This is a genomic window from Hyphomicrobiales bacterium (genome assembly GCA_002869065.1).
Lineage (GTDB): Bacteria > Pseudomonadota > Alphaproteobacteria > Rhizobiales > Rhodobiaceae > Rhodobium.
In genome coordinates, this window is the sequence record PKTR01000002.1 from 1 (window position 1) to 15490 (window position 15490).

The window sequence follows — 15490 nt, forward strand, 5'->3', positions numbered from 1 at the left end:
CCGACACCAGGTCGGCCGAGCCGTTGCTGTCGCTGATCGCCGAGATCGCCGTCTCGTTCTCATCCGTCACGCTGATCGTGAAGCTCTGGCTCGAGCTCGAGCCGTCACTCGACGACGCCGTCACCTCGATCGTGTGGCTGGTCGCCGTCTCGGCATCGAGACCGGCTGCCACCGTCACCACACCCGTCGAGGCGTCGATCGTGAACAGACCACCCGCATCGTCGGTCAGGCTGTAGGTGACGGTATCGGTACCGTCCGCATCCGTCGCGACCGCCGTGATGCCCACGACCGAACCAACCGACGCGCCTTCCGACACGCTGTTGCCAGAGGCATTGCTGTCACTGACCGCGGAGACCGAGAATTCGTTGTCGTCGCTCAGATTAATCGTGAAGCTCTGCGTCGACGTCGAGCCATCGGACGAAGTCGCTTCGACGAAAATCGTGTGACTTGTCGCCGTTTCGTAGTCGAGCTGGCTGTTATCGGCGACTGTCACTTCGCCGGTGTTCGGATCGATTGCGAAGGGGCCACCGACAATCGGATTTCCTGAACCATCGACGAGGCTGTAGGTGACGGTGTTGTTGGTGCCGTCCGCGTCGATCGCGCTGGCTGTGATGCCGACGCTGGTGCCGTTCGCGGCATTCTCGCCGACCGAGTTCGCGCTCGCATCGGCATCGGTCGGTGCCGTCACGTCGAATTCGTCGACGTCGCTGATGTTGATCGTCAGAACTTCGTCATGGGTCAGCCCACCGGCGTCGGTAACGCGGACGGTGATGTCCATGGTCGAAGCGGATTCGTGGTCGATGAGCGACGCATCGGCGACCGTGATTGCGCCGGTGTTCGGATCGATCGCAAAGGCGCCGCCCGCATCGTCCAGCAACGAGTAGGTATGCGTGTCGCCTGAATCGGGATCGACAGCGCTCGCCGTGCCGACGACTGTGCCGTCGACGGCATCTTCGTCGATGGTGTCACCTGAGAAGGTGATGTCGGTCGCAGCCTCGTTCAGCAGGTCGGACGGATCGGAAACGGTGATCGTCTGATCGGCGAACTGGAAGGTCTCGACGCCGGTGACCGTGTCGGTGCCATCCGGCGAACCGGGGCGGTTGTCGACCACGGTGTAGGTGTCGGTGCCTGCGTCATAGGTGATGGTGTAGTCGGTCCAATCGCCAGAGAAGATGACGACGTCGTTGCCGTCGCCACCGTCGATCACGTCATTGCCGGCACCACCGGTCAGCGTGTCGTTCCAGGCGCCGCCATCGAGCGTATCGTTGCCCGTGCCGCCGTCGAGCGCGTCCTTGCCGCCCTGGCCCAGGATCACGTCGTCTCCGGAACCGCCAGAGAGAGAGTCGTCCCACGCGCCGCCGTCGATGGTGTCGTTGCCAGCGCCGCCTTCAATCGTATCGAGGCCGCCATCACCTTCAAGGATGTCATTGCCGTCGCCGCCGACAAGCGAATCGAACCCGGTACCGCCGAAAATGGAATCATCGCCGCTCGAGCCGATGACGGTGTCGTAACCGTCGCCGGCGTCGATGGAGAGTTCCGTCACGCCATTGTCGGTGAACACGTCGTTGCCGCTGGTCAGAACGATGTGCTCGGCAACGTCGTCAACGGTGATCGTATAGGTCTGGGTCGAGGTCGAGCCGTCCGAAGAAGTTGCCGTAACCTCAATGGTTTGCGTTGCTCCATCCTCGAAGCTGATCGCACCGGCAACGGTTACCACGCCGGTTACCGGATCGATGGCGAAGAGACCGCCCGCATCGTCAGAAAGCGAATAGGTGACGGTGTCGGTGCCGTCGGAGTCGGTGGCGAAAGCGGTGATGCCGACGACCGACCCGATCGCGGCGTTCTCGGCAATTCCGTTTGCCGAGGCATTGCTGTCGCTGATGGCCGAAACGGTGGTCTCGTTGACGTCAGCCACGTTGATGGTGACGGTTTCTTGGTAGGTCTCGCCAAAGCGGTCGGTGACGCGCACGATGATATCGAGGGTCGGATTGCCCTCGTGGTCGAGCAGCGCGGAATCGGCGACCGTGATCACGCCGGTGTTCGGATCGATCGCGAAGGCGCCGCCGGCATCGTCGACGAGCGCGAAGGTGTGGACGTCGTTCGCGTTGTCGTCGTCAACGGAAACGCGCCCGACCGCGGTACCGTCGGCGCTGTTCTCATCGACCGTGTCGTTGCTGACGACGAGATCGGTCGGCGCAACATTGCTGGCCGCGTCGTAGGCGTCGTCGATGTCGACCGTGCCGTCGGAGAATTCGAGGTTCTCGACACCGCTGACGATGTCGGTGCCATCCGGTGACCAGACCCGGGTGTCAACGATGGTGAAAGAGCCATCGGAGTTGCGAACGATGGCATAGTCGGACTGCGCGCCGTCGAGCTGCAGCGTGTCGGTGCCGGCACCGCCCGCGATGGTGTCATCGCCAGCGCCGCCGGAAATCGTGTCGTCACCGGCGCCGGCAACGAGGCTGTCGTCGCCCTCGCCACCCGAAATAACGTTGGCGCCGGCATTTCCGACGATGGTGTCATTACCGGACGAACCGGTAACGTTCTCAATGCCTTCGTAGACGTCTCCTTCCGCGTCCCCGCCGGTTCCACCGCCGCGCGCGAGATTGACCGAGACGGCCTCGTCGGAGGCGGAATAGTCCGCCGTGTCGCTGCCGGCGCCGCCGACCAGCGTGTCGGCACCCATGCCGCCGACGAACGTATCGTCGCCGTCGCGACCTTCGAAACGGTCCTCTTCCGAGGTGCCGGTCAGCACGTCGTTGTCCGGTGTGCCGACGATGAAACCGCTTTCGTTTTCAAGCGCGATCGTCAGCGTCTCTTCGTAGGTGTTGCCGGCCGAGTCGGTCACCCGCACGACGATGTCGTGGCTCGTTCCGCTCTCGAAATCGAGCGTGGCACCGCCGCGCACCAGCACCTGGTTACCAACGATCACGAACAGTTCGGATGCGCCACCAACCAGTTCGTAGGTGAAGGTTTCGCCGGTATCGGGATCGGTCGCGCTCAGTTCGCCAACGACGGTGCCGCCGGCGCTGTTCTCGGCGACGAAGGCGTTGGAAAGCGCGATATCGCTCGGCGCCTGATTGACGTCATTGGTGTCATTGTCGCCGCTGTCGCCATCGTCGCTACTGCCGGTTCCGCCACCCGAAGATCCGGTCGTGGCCGGCGCGGCGGACGCGCTCGCGCGGGCAGTGGGCTGATTGACCGACTCATCGACAGGCACAACGCCATCCGGCATCAAGGAGGCGCCGCCGGACGACGACGCGCTCGCACCCGAGGGGCCGATGTCGCTGTCTTCGGCGTCGGCGGGTGCATAGACGGATCCTGCGCCACCCAAGACTGAGCCATGGGATGCGGCTGCGCCGGCCGCGTCCAGATCTGCGCCCTCAGACTGCTGATTTTCGCCTTCGCCCGCGCCAACGGCCTGTTCGCGAATGTCATTAGCGCCGCGCCCGCGCGTTCTCTCCGCCGCGGCCGCACCCGAGCCGGTGTATTCCTCATCCGGAATATTGGAACCGAAATGCAGGTTTGCGTTGAGCAGGTCCTGACGTTCGACCGGTCCCTCGTCGAGCATGAAATCATGCGCCTGCTTCAAGGCCGACGCATTGCGTGCCTTGACCGCCCATGCGGCCTCGGCTTCCGCCTCGCCTTTGCTTGGGGCCGTCGCGGGACCGACGGGCTTGGCAACGGGCGATTTGTTATCTGCGGACATATTCCTGCTCCCGAACTGGCGCGTTTCGGCGGAAGGCGCACTCCGCCGGGGACAGATTTTGCCGTACGGGGGTAAAGGATTCCGAAATACGGAGCGATCGGCACAAAAAGTTGCCTATGGAAAGCCCGAAAATTCCGGTTTTGCTAAGCAGGTGTTAATGGGGATCGACCCAGACGGGAATATCCACGTCCAGACAAACGAAAACGGGCATACCGGTCTCCCGACATGCCCGTTTTCGATATTTCGGCTTCCTGGCAGGTCGGCTGCAGCCTATGCAGCCGCGACGTTTGACAGGAACTGGCTGACAGCTTCACGCAGGCGTGCGGCCTGACGCGATGCCTCGAGCGAAACCGACTCCACCTGGTCGGCGGACTGGTTTGTCTCGGCCACCGCTGTCATGACGCCGGTCATGTTTTCCGCGACCATCCGGGTGCCCGATGCGGCCTCACCGACACTCTGGGAGATTTCGTTGGTCGCCGATCCCTGTTGCTCGACGGCAGCGGCAATCGCACCCGTGTAGCTGTTGACCTCTTCCATCGTGCTGGCGATGCCCTGGATGGCGAGGACCGCTTCCTGGGTCGAGTTCTGCACCAGCGAGACCTGGTTGCTGATCTCTTCGGTCGCCTTGGCGGTCTGGTTGGCGAGCGATTTCACCTCGGAGGCGACAACCGCAAAGCCCTTGCCCATTTCGCCGGCGCGGGCCGCCTCGATGGTCGCATTGAGGGCCAGCAGGTTGGTCTGTTCGGCGATATCCTGAATGAGATTGACCACCTCGCCGATCTTCTGCGCCGCATCGGCCAGCGTCGAGATCTTGGTGCTGGCGTCGCGGGTCGACGACGAGGCCTGATTGACCACGTCGTTGGTACGCGCGATTTGGCCGGAGATATCCGAGATCGATGCGGCGAGCTCTTCAGCCGCCGAAGCAACCGTCTGCACATTGGTCGAGGCTTCTTCCGAGGCAGCGGCGGCGCCGGAAACCTGACCGGAGGTGCTTTCGGCAACGCCCGCGAGCGCCTGGGCAGCGGTCTGCATCTGATCCATGAACTCGCTGACCGACATCAGCGTCTCTTCGCTGGTGCCACGGAAATCGGCGATCAAAGCATCGAGCGTGCGCTGACGCTCGAGCTGGCGGCTTTGTTCCCTGCCCTGCTCTTCTTCAAGCGTGTGGCGTTCGACAGCATTGTCGCGGAACACCTTCAGCGTATCGGCCATGGCGTGGATGTCCGGCGGCATCCTGCCACTCACGTCGATATCCGTCGATCCATGCGCGAGTTCCAGCATCGCCTTGCGCACACGCGCCAGCGGCTTGGTGATCGAACCGGCGATCAACAACGATACGGCGCCGACACCGAGCAAAAGCAAGGCCGAGACGATGATAATGGGAAGCACCGCCTGCCAGATCTGGCTGTTCAGGTCGTCGATGTAGACACCCGTGCCGATCACATAACCCCAGGGCTTGAACAGCTTGACGTAGGATTCCTTCGGGAACGCCTTGTCCTCGGGCTCGCCGGGCTTGCCCCAGTAGTAGCGGAAGAAGCCTGCGCCATTGTTCTCGGCGATCACCTTGTTCATGCCGACGAACAGCTTGGTGCCGTTCTTGTCGGCGAGGCTTTCGAGGTATTTGCCGTTCAATGCCGGCTTCATCGGATGCATGACCATGTGAAGGTCAAGGTCATGGACCCAGAAGTAGCCGCCGGCCTGATAGCGCATCGCGCCGATGGCCTCGTTGCTCAGCCGCTTGGCCTCATCTTCGGACATCTCGCCCGCTTCGGCGCGTTTGGCGTAGCTCTCCATGATGGAGTAGGCGTTGTCGACGTAGTTGGACAGTTCTTCGCGCGTCTGATCGATCACTTGCGCGCGGTACGTCCAGGCGATGTCTCCGACAAGGATACAGAGGCCGAGGGCGGTGATGGCAAGCAGGCCGAGGAGGCGTTGGCGGATGGAGAGATTCATTGTTGTTACCCCGAATTGTTCCTGCCAGAGTCGCCGCCATTCGTTAAAATAAATTGAAAATAAAGTATTCGTTGAAGCAGATACCCGCCCGCTGGCGCGGCATGTTTTCCTAATAACTAATATTCGTGGCATACAGCCCAAGTCGCCCTCGAGACACAACCTTAGCCGAGGTGCGCCGACCGACTTTTTGTCAGTGAATCCGAAAAACGCATCTTGCCTTCCCTTAGGGCAGACGCGCTCACAGCATGGCAATCCGACGCCATGACTTCTTAGCAAATGACGGAAACAAAAGGGATTTTCGAACGAAATCTACCGAAAGTCCGGCGATCGAAACTCAGGCCAGTTCGAGGCAACCGGCACCGCAATTCGGCTCGCTCTGTGGGCATTTGCGAGTTGGCGCAAGCCCATCCTGAGTTGCGCGGCGAACCGGCGCAAACGGAATCCGGCGCGTTGGTGCCAGGCCAGGCCGGCGAGCCTGTCGGGTTTTCGTTCTACGTCTATAGTCGAGGTGACCACGAAAGGCGCGGTTACCCCGTAGATCTCACAACGGTCGATCTGGATCGCCAGAGCGGGGTCGGCCTGGTAGGAGCGCAAGGAATAGGCGGAGCAGATGGCAGCGTCGGCAAGCGCGCCGGCATGCGCGGTGTGGGCGAGAAGCTTTTCCGCGCCCGACGGCCACAGCACATAGGCGGCCGCGCCGGTGCGATCCTGATAGAGCCGGCGGACGGGCAGTTCGTCCAGCTGAGCGCCGAGCAGTTTCTTGCGGCCGCGCGCCTCCAGCGTCAGATGGTCGATTGCGGCGCTCTTCTCCACTGAGGCGAGCAGTTCCGCCGCACCTTCCGCCAGCAGCGCATCGTCCTCGAGGATCAGATGCGGCTCGCCGGTTTCGACGACGAATTGCCAGGCGCGCTGATGACTTTCCAGAACGGCCTTCTCGGTATCCCGCATGGGCCGCTGCCACCGCATCCAGTAGGGATCCCCCGTCGGGCGCGAAAGCGTCGCCGGTGTGACCGCCTCGATACGCTCGAAGTCGAGAGCGAAATGAGCCATCTGCGCGCGCTGCAGCGCCATGCGCTCGGTCTGATCCGCCAGATTGAGGATCAGCGCCTTCATGTCACAGTCGCCCGTTGAACAGGTCCAGGTACTGGTCGACGATGACCTTCTTGGAGAAGCGCGCGGCGAGTTTCTCCGCGCCGGCCTTCGCAATCGCGGCGCCGAACTCCTTGTCATCGCGCAGGCGCAGGATCGCCGCGGTCATCGCCTCGACATCGTCGATATCGACCATCAGCGCGTCGCGGCCATCCTCGACGAACCAGCTCGGCCCTTCGGCGCGGGTGGCAACCGTCGGCACGCCCGCCTGCCAGCTTTCCAGGATGACATTGCCCAAAGGCTCGTGGCGCGAGGCCATGCAATAAACGTCGCCAGCGGCGACATAGTGGATAGGCTCGTCGACCCAGCCGGTGAAGCGGACGCGTTCGGCAATGCCGAGTTCGCGGGCGAGCGCTTCGAGATTCTCGCGCTCCTGTCCGTCCCCGACCAGCCACAGCCAGGCGCCGGGGATTTTCGCCACCGCCCGCATCACCGCGTCGAAGCCCTTGCGCGGCACGAAGCGGCCTGAGCTGACGACGAGGAAGGCATCTTCCGGCGTATCCAGCGTGGCGCGGTCGACCGCTACTGGCTCGACCTCGCGCGGGAAGTTGGAGATGACGTGGATCGGTTTGGTCCAGCCAAGCTCGCGTAGCGTTTCGGCGATGCCCGGCACGTTCGAGACCATGCAATCGTTCCGCATGTAGTGCTTGAGGGCGCGCGGATAGTCGCCGAGCCGGGTCAGCTTGATCGCCGGGGCATCGGCCGGGATCAGCTGGCTGGCGCGGTTCATCCAAGCCATGATCACCTGCGGCTGCCACTCATGCACCATGCGGTGAACGCGCCAGCGGGTGGTGTATTTCGAGATCGAGAAATTGCGGTAGTGGTCCTCGATGATCTCGCCGAGCGGCTCGATCTCCGGCTTCCAGATTCGCTTCGGGCGGATGACGAAGCGCTGCTCGACGCCGCGCTCGGCAAGCGCCTTGGCGAGGTTGACGAAGAAGCGTTCCGCCCCGCCATCCTTGCCGAAATGGATATGCAGCGCCTTCATCGATTGCCTTCCTTCATGCGGTGATAGTGCAGCCTCAGCCGGTAGCCGAGCTGGTAGCGCAGCCCGTGCAGCGCCTGAGAGAACTTGCCGCGCGCGCCGGCGACGGGCACATCGCGGCGGCGCGACTGGCCGATGGTGCCGGTCGCGGTTTCCTGATCGCCGACGGCAATCGGCTGCGGCCGGACGAGCGCGACGCGCAGGCCCGTCTCCCAGAAGAACTTCATTTCCTCATCGACCGGGCGCACCACGGGCAGCGCGCGGGCAACCAGCCGACGGGCAGCGTCGCGGGTCACGCCATAACCGATCAGGCAGGTCGGCACGCGGTAGGGAATGCCGATGGTGAACCCCTCGCCAAGCAACCGCTCACCGATCAGCTTGGTGTCGGGGTCGAGCGAGTAGAGCTTGACCATGTCCCAGCCGCTGTCGGCGGACAAAAGGCGCAGCGCGCCAGCGAGCGTTTCCTCGGCGCGGAAATCATCTTCGAGGATGAAGCCGCCCTCTGCCTCGCCCTCGGCAATCGCCTGCCAGGCCGCGACGTGGCTCAGATAGCAGCCGATCTCGGGACGGACGAGAGGATGGCGCGCCTTCCTGCGGTTCAGCGCGGGATCGTAGACACGGGCGATCTCGTCATCGCTCATCGCCCAGCCGTTGACGCCATCGATGCGGTGGAACGCGATGCCTTGCGCGTCGAGCTGCGCGGCGCTGCGCTCCATACGGCCGGTATTGTCGGCGAGATTGATGACGTAGACAGGCCACATGGTGTCAGCGCGCCAGATAATAGGTGATCGACTGCTTCTCGATCAGCTTGAAGCCCTGCGCGGCGAGATCGGCGAGCAACCCCTCGACCTTGTCAGCGCCGATCACATGCGGGTGCATTTCGACGATGATGCGGTCGACATGCGACAGGTCGGCGGCGGGCAGGATTTCCAGCTCCGCGCCCTCGACATCGAGGATCAGCACGTTCGGATCGTGGCGCTCGATCAGCGTCTGGATCGCTACGCTCTTGACCGTCACCTCGCCACCCTCGAGCTTGCGGTCGAAGATCGACGAGGAGAGCACCTTCTTGTCCTGATAAAAGACCAGATCGCGGCCATCGGCGGTGACCGCCTTCATGGTCAGATCCGGGTGCAGGCCGTTCAGCGCGAAATTGCGCCGGATAAGTGGCTCAAGCGCCGGGTTGGCCTCGTAGGACCAGATATGGTCGGCGCCAACCTTGCTGGCCGCCGTCAGGGTGATCAGGCCAACGCCGACGCCGATTTCCAGCACCCGATCGCCGGGCTTTACATGGGCGACGACCATCTCGCGCTCAAAGCGCTCATACTTGCCGTTGAACAGCGCCTTCTGGACGCCCTTCGGCACGTCGCGCCGCGACGAATGAAGCTTCACGTCGCCGACCCTGACGGTGCCGACGTCGAACAGTCTTTTCAGCAGAACCGCAGCCTTGTTCAACCCGCGCTCCTATTTCGTTGCCGTGAACAGCCAGCCCGGCGCAACCGCTGCCGCGCGCGTCGCCGCCTTGCCGACCATATGGGTACGGCTCTTCGAGCGTGCACGGGCCGTCACGATATCGGTCAACACCGCCGCCCAGCGGTTGACGCTGCCGAGCATGCCGTTGCCGCCGATCATGCGCCCCGAGGTCGCCTTGCCCCAGCACATCGGCTGGATGGTCATGGCCGAGAATCCGGTCAATTCGATGGTCTTCTGCCACCAGCTCGCGGTGTGGCGCGAATAGTCGTCCGGGTGCCCGTGGACGCGGAACATCCACGGCACGGCGGCATAGAGTGTGCCGCCCGGCTTCAACACCCGGAAGATCTCGTCGAGCACGAAGCGGGTGTCGTAGATGTGTTCGAAGACATTCAGCGAAATCGCGCCGTCGAAGCTGTCGGCCTCGAAGGGCAGCGGCGCGCCGACCGGGACGATCTCGGTCGGCTGGAATTCCTCATCGATGTTGACCGAGGCAAGGTCGAGCCCCGCTGGCAGAAGCGGCACGTATTTCGCCCGTTGCCCACCGCCGAAATCGAGCACCCGGCCTTTCAGCGGCAGCGAGACGACAGCCTCGTATTCGAGCGCACGCAGCATCGAGGCGCCGGGCGCACGCTGCATCATCGCCCGATAGCGCGAAAACGACGGCATCGGCGGGTCGATATACTGGAAGTCCATCACAGTCCCGAAGGTTATTTTCGCTCCGGTCTACTGGACCGGGCAACAATTCGCAAATAGCTGCGTCAACCGATGGCCAGCAGCCGATCGTAGACGGCGAGAATATCGTCGGCCTCGCGCTCGAGCCGGAAGCGCGCGAGCATGTCGGCGCGGGCCGCTTTTGCCATTTCGGCGCGCTTTGCCGCATCGCCGAGCAGGTCCGTCATCGCGGCGGCCATCGCCGGGATATCGCCCGGATCGACCAGATGGCCGGTTTCCCCCTCGACGACCAGTTCTTCGAAGGCGCCGACGCGGGTCGCGACGACAGGTACGCCACAGGCCATCGCCTCGATCGGGGTGAGGCCAAAGCCCTCCCAGCGCTGCGGCGCGACAAACAGATCGAGCACCTGATACCACGCGGCCATACGCTCGACCGGCACTTCGGGCTTGAACAGGATGCGCTCCGCCAAGCCGAACGCGGCGACCTTTTCCTTCAGCTCGCGCTCGAAGGCGAGGTGTTTTTCCGTCGCGCGGCCCATGACGATGCCGGTTGCGCCGGGCTCGGTCTTCAGCACCTCGATCATCGCGTCGACAAAGGCGTCGGTGCCCTTCTGGTGGCGGATGCGGCCGTAGCAACCGACGAGCAGCCCGTCCGGCAGGCCCAGTTTGTTGCGCAGCGCGGCGCGGTCGGATGGCGGCGCGAAAGTGTCGGTATCGATGCCGTGCAAGATGACGGTCGGCGGGCGCTCCAGGTAAGACGCGGTGCGCGAGGAGGTGGCAATCACCGCGTCCATCCGCGCGATCAGCCATTTCGTGTAGCCGGTGTGTTTGCGCTGGCTCGCCGAGGTGAACAGCAGGCGGTATTTGCGGCCGAGCAGATAACGGAAGACGAGGCCGAGCAGCATCTCGGTGTTGCGCCGGGCATGCCAGACGCACCAGCGGTCGCGCGGCAGTGTCGCCGCCCGCCAGAGCGAGATCTGCGGCACGTTATCGGGCAGGCCCGGACCTGTCGCGACGACGCCGCGACCTTTCGCCATCAAAGGCACGAGGCGCACGATAGTCGAGGTCACCCCGGACAGCCGCCGCTTCAGGTTCGGCGCCACCGCTTCGATCTGGTCGGGATGCAGGGTCATTCCACTCTCGGCGCCACTCTTCGAGCACAACTTGGCGCACGGGTGCGCGCGCGCCGCTCACCGACAGGCAATACACCCCACGACAGGCCGGCGCCAGCGTGCTTCAGGTAGTTTCATTTTCAGATGCGCGCGCGACTCAATGCCAACGTGCGCGGATCGGCGGACGACTAGACGGCACGACGCTGTTGCGGTCGATCGAGGTATTCCGCACAATGATCGGCGATCTTTTTCATCATTAAGACGCCATATTCTGCATTGGCGTGATGGGTATCCGGCTTATCCGATCCTTTGCGGTTTGCGGTACTGCCATACGAGTCGATCAAAAACCCGTCTGCGCCGATGGTAGACTTGGGTGACGGGACGAAAGCGACATCGTTCTCGGCACACCATTCGCTCATCAGTTGCTTGCATCGGGCGTCCAACGTGGCAACGGTTTCTGCGGGCACGCCTTTTCGGCCCGGCCTTTCTATGCACGGATGAACTCGCCGCGGCAGCGGGCAGGAAACCACGAAGAAATTCAGTCCGACCTTCTTGGCATTTTCTAAGAATGCGATTGTATGTTCCTGATCTGCCTTGATCATCAGATCAATCAACGCATTCGATACCGGCCGGAAATCCTTCGACGCAATGACGGAGGGCGCCGCCGTCTTCCAAAATGGGTTCTTGTACAATCGCGAGGCATGCGTACCCAAAACAAAGCCGTAGAGGGGGTTGCTGTCGAACGCCCTTTTGCCCGTGAATTTGGTCAGGTTCCGGCGGTACCCTTCAAAGGTGAATACAAGCTCGCCATTCGAAACTTTGCTGAACGATCGCACCTCGTTCCCGCCCCCACCAAACGGGAAAATAGTCATACTTTCAAATAGCTTATCCGGTTTGTCACTACGGTCACGCAGTTGGTCGAAACCAAGTTTCAGCGCGCCAACATGGGAGTTGCCGCAAATTAAGATCTCCTTCATCCGAAGACCTCCAGGATCTCATCGTCACACATGACGTCGTCGGCTTTCTTGCTTTTGGCCGCCAAAGCCAGGCGCTTCGCGTTCGGCCGCCTCGCCCTCCCGCGCGGCTTCTCCTCACCCTTTTCTTCGTGCGACGAGAAGAAAATCTCCATGACGTGGTTCACGCCACGGTCGTTCACCGAACGCATGTTCGGATTGTAGAACATGCCCCTGAACGGATAGGCCGACACCAATTCGTAGGACGGGAAGTAATCAACGTTGGCATATTTGCGTTGCAGTTCGCCGCAAACAGCGCGCAGCACCGATTTCGAATAGATCGTGGCCGGCAAAACGTGCTCGCCGGAGGCCGTCGCGGTGAGCGGCACCGGCGATACGGTGAAGAGAAATTTGATACCGGGGTTCATAGAGGTCGCAAATGCTATGAACTCTTCAGCGTCCTTGAGGTTTTCCTCGAAACTGAAATTGTGAAAACGATGTTTGTCGGCATCGAATTCGCCGGCAATGACACCGGGGCATGAGGGGAAAACAGCACCGTCGGCGATGCACTCCCACCCTTCCGTCAATCCGAAGGTGAAAACGAACAGATCGGTCTGCTGCAACAGCGTCGCGACGGCGTTGAGATGGTACTTCACATCATCGCGCAGCTCTTTTTCGCTAGCGAAACCGTCGGGTTCGATGGACGGGCGAAAGGGATCGAAAAACCTCCCCTTTGACATCCAGACGGACTCTTTCGGCGAAAAACGACCGAAAGCCCGTTTGTACATCTGCAGGAGCTGGCGGACCGAATAGATGTTGCCGTGCCGGGCGCTGTAGAGATCGAACCCGTAGCTCTGCGCGAGACTGGGCGTCAGAAAGGGCGGCGCCGGTTCCACATCGTTGAACATGTATCCGCGTCGTTTGAACTGGCGGGCGATGTGCTGCGCAAAACAGCTGCCCGCAGCCGTGATCCGCATTTCCTTCAATATTTTGAATTTCGGATTGTAGATGCCGTCGATATCGAACGGGGACACATCCGACACGGCTGAGCGCCAAAATCGGTCTTTCGGAAGTCCCGAATACGGATTGGATCCAACCATTGCACCCTACGCCCCACTACATTCCCGTTTTCGTTGTATTTTGTTTATCGACTCTGAGAATGTATATCAATATGTCAAAGTTGCAGGATTGCCACACCACTCCCTTTTCGGGGGCTACCGTCTCCTTGAGATTGCTCTGTCGATTTCATCATGACGTTCGAGGGATCTGTGTGGCAGATCCGAAAGACAATGGAAAAAGGCCAGACAACATGCGAATTGCCTTTCCGCTGGCGCGCCGCGCCTTGGGAATATTTGCGCAGTTTTTCGCGGGTAACGCAGGAAAACTAGCGGTAGCAGGTGCCCTGCTGCTTCTGACGACTATTCCGTCTTCGCGCGCTGAAACTGTCGCCGGATACGACATCATTGTCGTTGCCGGGCAGTCGAACGCGGCGGGCGCCGGCATCCCCGATCGGAATGCACAGCCGCACGGCGGTCAGTTTGATGACCGGATCATGCAGGTCGGCCGTTTCGGCAGAAAAAACCACCAGGTCATCCCCGTTCCGGACGTATCTGAAGTTCAGCCCGGCGACGGACTGGAACATTGGGGCAAGCCCAGACGGAGTAGAACCAGAACGGGTTTTTCACGCGCATTTGCCGAGCACTACGCCGCGAGCGTTTTGCACGCGGACCGACAGGTCCTGATCGTACCCGCGGCGCGCGGCAGCACGTCGATTTCGGAGTGGATCGGCGATCCGGATTTCGTACCAAGAAAGCGCGCCGCAGCACCGCTGTATCGCGACATGATCGAGCGCGTCCGGACAGCCCTGCAACAGCCCGGCGACAACCGGGTCGTCGCGTTTCTGTGGCACCAGGGCGAAGCGGATATCAACCGGACGAGGCGCGGCGATCCGGCGATGGACGCGGCGCGTTACGAACGCGCGCTGCGCGGCCTACTGAGCGGTGTCCAGCGCGACATCCCCGGGACCTATCCCATTGTGCTTGGCAAATACACTCCGGACTGGCTTGCCAACAATTCCGCCGGCTTGAGAACCAAACGGCAATTCGAACGCGTGCTCGAAGCGATTGCAGCCGACAGCGGCCGGATCGGGCTCGTGGCCACCGCGGGCCTCCAGTCAAACTACGGGGCGGGCCTGACCGACAGGCGGGGTCAGCAAGTTCACTTCTCGGGGCCGGCGGCGGCCGAACTCGGCGGCCGATATTTCACGGTCTGGGCCTGCATTCTGGCGGCCCACGGCATCGCGCAGCAACTCGCTTCGCCGTCTTGCCCTAGCCTGGTCATCGGAAAGACGTGGGCGCAACCCAATTGACGAGCGCTCTGACAAGTCGGGGCGAAACCTGAACGGTGGGTGGCTGAACATCGCCGACCGCACTACTCCGCCCTGCCCTCGCCGAGGGTCTCGAACACCGGTTCGAGTTTCTCTGCAATGCCGGCGGCCAGAGCTGCGGTGATCTTTTTCGCCGGGCCGGCGCCGATGCCGGAATCCTCCCAGATCACCAGCCGTCCGGTGCGTCCGGAGGCGCCCGCGTCGTCGATCCGCTGGTAGAGCGAACACCACACGACAACGCTGTTCGGCCGGCCGGTGGCGCGGATATAGAAGGTCAGGTGAACCGGATTGGCATAGCCCGCATCGGCCGGTAGCTTGAGGTATTCGTCGGTGCCGAAGCCCCATTCGGTGCGGCCGAGATGGCTGTGCGCCAGACCATTCACCTCAGCCAGCTTCGCGACCGAGCGGGCGAGCTTGTCGCACATCGCATTGGCCGACTTGATACGCACGAAACTGACGCATTGGGTCACGACCGCGTCGAAGCCCGCCGCCCGCTCGGGCGTGAGGATACGCTCCTGCGCGGCTGCGGTGCCGGCAAGTCCGGACAACACAAAAGCGATCAACCCGGCACGCAGAGCTCGTTTCATCGGTCATTCCCCTCCTTGGCATCGAAACCTTGAGGGGATGATAGCCGAAGCGCGTTTGTCAGCGAACAGCGAGCGGCGCGAGCCGTGTCGGTTGCCTTAAGGGCGTCGCCTCAGGAGGCCCTTTCCGATGCCCAGGCAACCATTGCGAACTTGATGGTTGCCAGGGCTGCCAGCACCAGCATCACACCGTAAAGCGAGATGGTGACCATTGCTCCAAGATGGAAAACGCCGGTCACTGCCCAGGAGATAGCGGCGGCGGTCGCAACCGATTCCGAAGCGACCATCAGAATGGCCGAAACCAACGCAATCAGAGCAGCGAGACCGATTTTCTTTGCAGGGAGTACCGGCTTTTCAGGCGAATCCGGCGAAACCGATTCCAATGACGACATGCGCCACCATGTTTCCAAAACCGCTACCGTGCGTGGAGCGGAACGAAGGAAAAATGTGGTGGCCGAAATGGCCCAACAAGAGCCGGTACAAAAATAATTTTCGCCGCATTCCCTGCGGCGGCGGC

The 15490-nt window shown here is 62.2% G+C and carries 17 protein-coding genes; 5 read left to right on the top strand and 12 right to left on the bottom strand.

All coding sequences use genetic code 11. From position 1 onward, the window contains the following. Positions 1 to 2032, bottom strand: a 2032-nt coding sequence (locus C0606_03750; GenBank protein PLX37429.1) for a hypothetical protein, incomplete at its 3' end; no start/stop codon positions are given. Between C0606_03750 and C0606_03755 the strand changes: the two genes are divergently transcribed. The 4 genes from C0606_03755 (at position 1997) to C0606_03770 (ending at position 3784) form a co-directional block, all read left to right on the top strand. Beyond that, the gene (locus C0606_03755; protein PLX37430.1) at positions 1997 to 2296 is read left to right on the top strand and encodes a hypothetical protein; all 300 of its coding nucleotides are present in this window, start codon (positions 1997 to 1999) and stop codon (positions 2294 to 2296) included. The two genes, C0606_03750 and C0606_03755, sit on opposite strands and share 36 nt — an antisense overlap. A gap of 349 nt (positions 2297 to 2645) precedes the next feature. Further along, positions 2646 to 2825 carry a hypothetical protein gene (locus tag C0606_03760; protein ID PLX37431.1) on the top strand — a complete coding sequence of 60 codons (180 nt, stop codon included), beginning with the start codon at positions 2646 to 2648 and terminating at the stop codon, positions 2823 to 2825. A gap of 38 nt (positions 2826 to 2863) precedes the next feature. Further along, positions 2864 to 3340 carry a hypothetical protein gene (locus C0606_03765; protein ID PLX37432.1) on the top strand — a complete coding sequence of 159 codons (477 nt, stop codon included), beginning with the start codon at positions 2864 to 2866 and terminating at the stop codon, positions 3338 to 3340. Between the two features lie 3 nt (positions 3341 to 3343). Next, positions 3344 to 3784 carry a hypothetical protein gene (locus C0606_03770; GenBank protein PLX37433.1) on the top strand — a complete coding sequence of 147 codons (441 nt, stop codon included), beginning with the start codon at positions 3344 to 3346 and terminating at the stop codon, positions 3782 to 3784. A 195-nt stretch (positions 3785 to 3979) separates the two neighbouring features. On the opposite strand, the gene C0606_03775 is transcribed toward C0606_03770, so the two are convergent. The 9 genes from C0606_03775 to C0606_03815 all read right to left on the bottom strand — a co-directional run bounded on the left by C0606_03775 (position 3980) and on the right by C0606_03815 (position 13103). Further along, positions 3980 to 5794, bottom strand: coding sequence for a hypothetical protein (locus C0606_03775; GenBank protein ID PLX37434.1), 1815 nt, complete (start codon positions 5792 to 5794; stop codon positions 3980 to 3982). 177 nt (positions 5795 to 5971) lie between these two features. Further along, entirely contained in the window at positions 5972 to 6775 is an 804-nt protein-coding gene (locus C0606_03780) for a glycosyl transferase family 25 (GenBank protein PLX37435.1), read from the bottom strand. A gap of 1 nt (position 6776) precedes the next feature. Continuing rightward, positions 6777 to 7799 carry a glycosyltransferase gene (locus C0606_03785; GenBank protein ID PLX37436.1) on the bottom strand — a complete coding sequence of 341 codons (1023 nt, stop codon included), beginning with the start codon at positions 7797 to 7799 and terminating at the stop codon, positions 6777 to 6779. Further along, a complete protein-coding gene (locus tag C0606_03790; protein PLX37437.1) occupies positions 7796 to 8557 on the bottom strand; it encodes a glycosyl transferase family 25 in 762 nt (253 codons plus the stop codon). The genes C0606_03785 and C0606_03790 overlap by 4 nt, the downstream gene beginning before the upstream one ends. A gap of 4 nt (positions 8558 to 8561) precedes the next feature. Further along, positions 8562 to 9248 carry an FkbM family methyltransferase gene (locus C0606_03795; protein PLX37438.1) on the bottom strand — a complete coding sequence of 229 codons (687 nt, stop codon included), beginning with the start codon at positions 9246 to 9248 and terminating at the stop codon, positions 8562 to 8564. Positions 9249 to 9257: 9 nt separating this feature from the next. After that, entirely contained in the window at positions 9258 to 9959 is a 702-nt protein-coding gene (locus tag C0606_03800; GenBank protein ID PLX37439.1) for a hypothetical protein, read from the bottom strand. 65 nt (positions 9960 to 10024) lie between these two features. Then, complete coding sequence (locus C0606_03805) at positions 10025 to 11071, bottom strand: glycosyl transferase family 1 (protein PLX37440.1); 1047 nt, start codon at positions 11069 to 11071, stop codon at positions 10025 to 10027. A gap of 167 nt (positions 11072 to 11238) precedes the next feature. Beyond that, positions 11239 to 12027, bottom strand: a complete 789-nt coding sequence (locus C0606_03810; GenBank protein PLX37441.1) for a hypothetical protein — start codon at positions 12025 to 12027, stop codon at positions 11239 to 11241. Next, positions 12024 to 13103: a GSCFA family protein gene (locus C0606_03815; GenBank protein PLX37442.1), complete on the bottom strand. Its 1080-nt coding sequence runs from the start codon at positions 13101 to 13103 to the stop codon at positions 12024 to 12026. The genes C0606_03810 and C0606_03815 overlap by 4 nt, the downstream gene beginning before the upstream one ends. 59 nt (positions 13104 to 13162) lie before the next feature. Between C0606_03815 and C0606_03820 the strand changes: the two genes are divergently transcribed. Beyond that, positions 13163 to 14371: a hypothetical protein gene (locus C0606_03820; GenBank protein PLX37443.1), complete on the top strand. Its 1209-nt coding sequence runs from the start codon at positions 13163 to 13165 to the stop codon at positions 14369 to 14371. A 62-nt stretch (positions 14372 to 14433) separates the two neighbouring features. On the opposite strand, the gene C0606_03825 is transcribed toward C0606_03820, so the two are convergent. Then, a complete protein-coding gene (locus C0606_03825) occupies positions 14434 to 14976 on the bottom strand; it encodes a hypothetical protein (protein ID PLX37444.1) in 543 nt (180 codons plus the stop codon). Between the two features lie 110 nt (positions 14977 to 15086). After that, positions 15087 to 15365: a hypothetical protein gene (locus C0606_03830; protein ID PLX37445.1), complete on the bottom strand. Its 279-nt coding sequence runs from the start codon at positions 15363 to 15365 to the stop codon at positions 15087 to 15089. Positions 15366 to 15490: the final 125 nt, after the last annotated feature.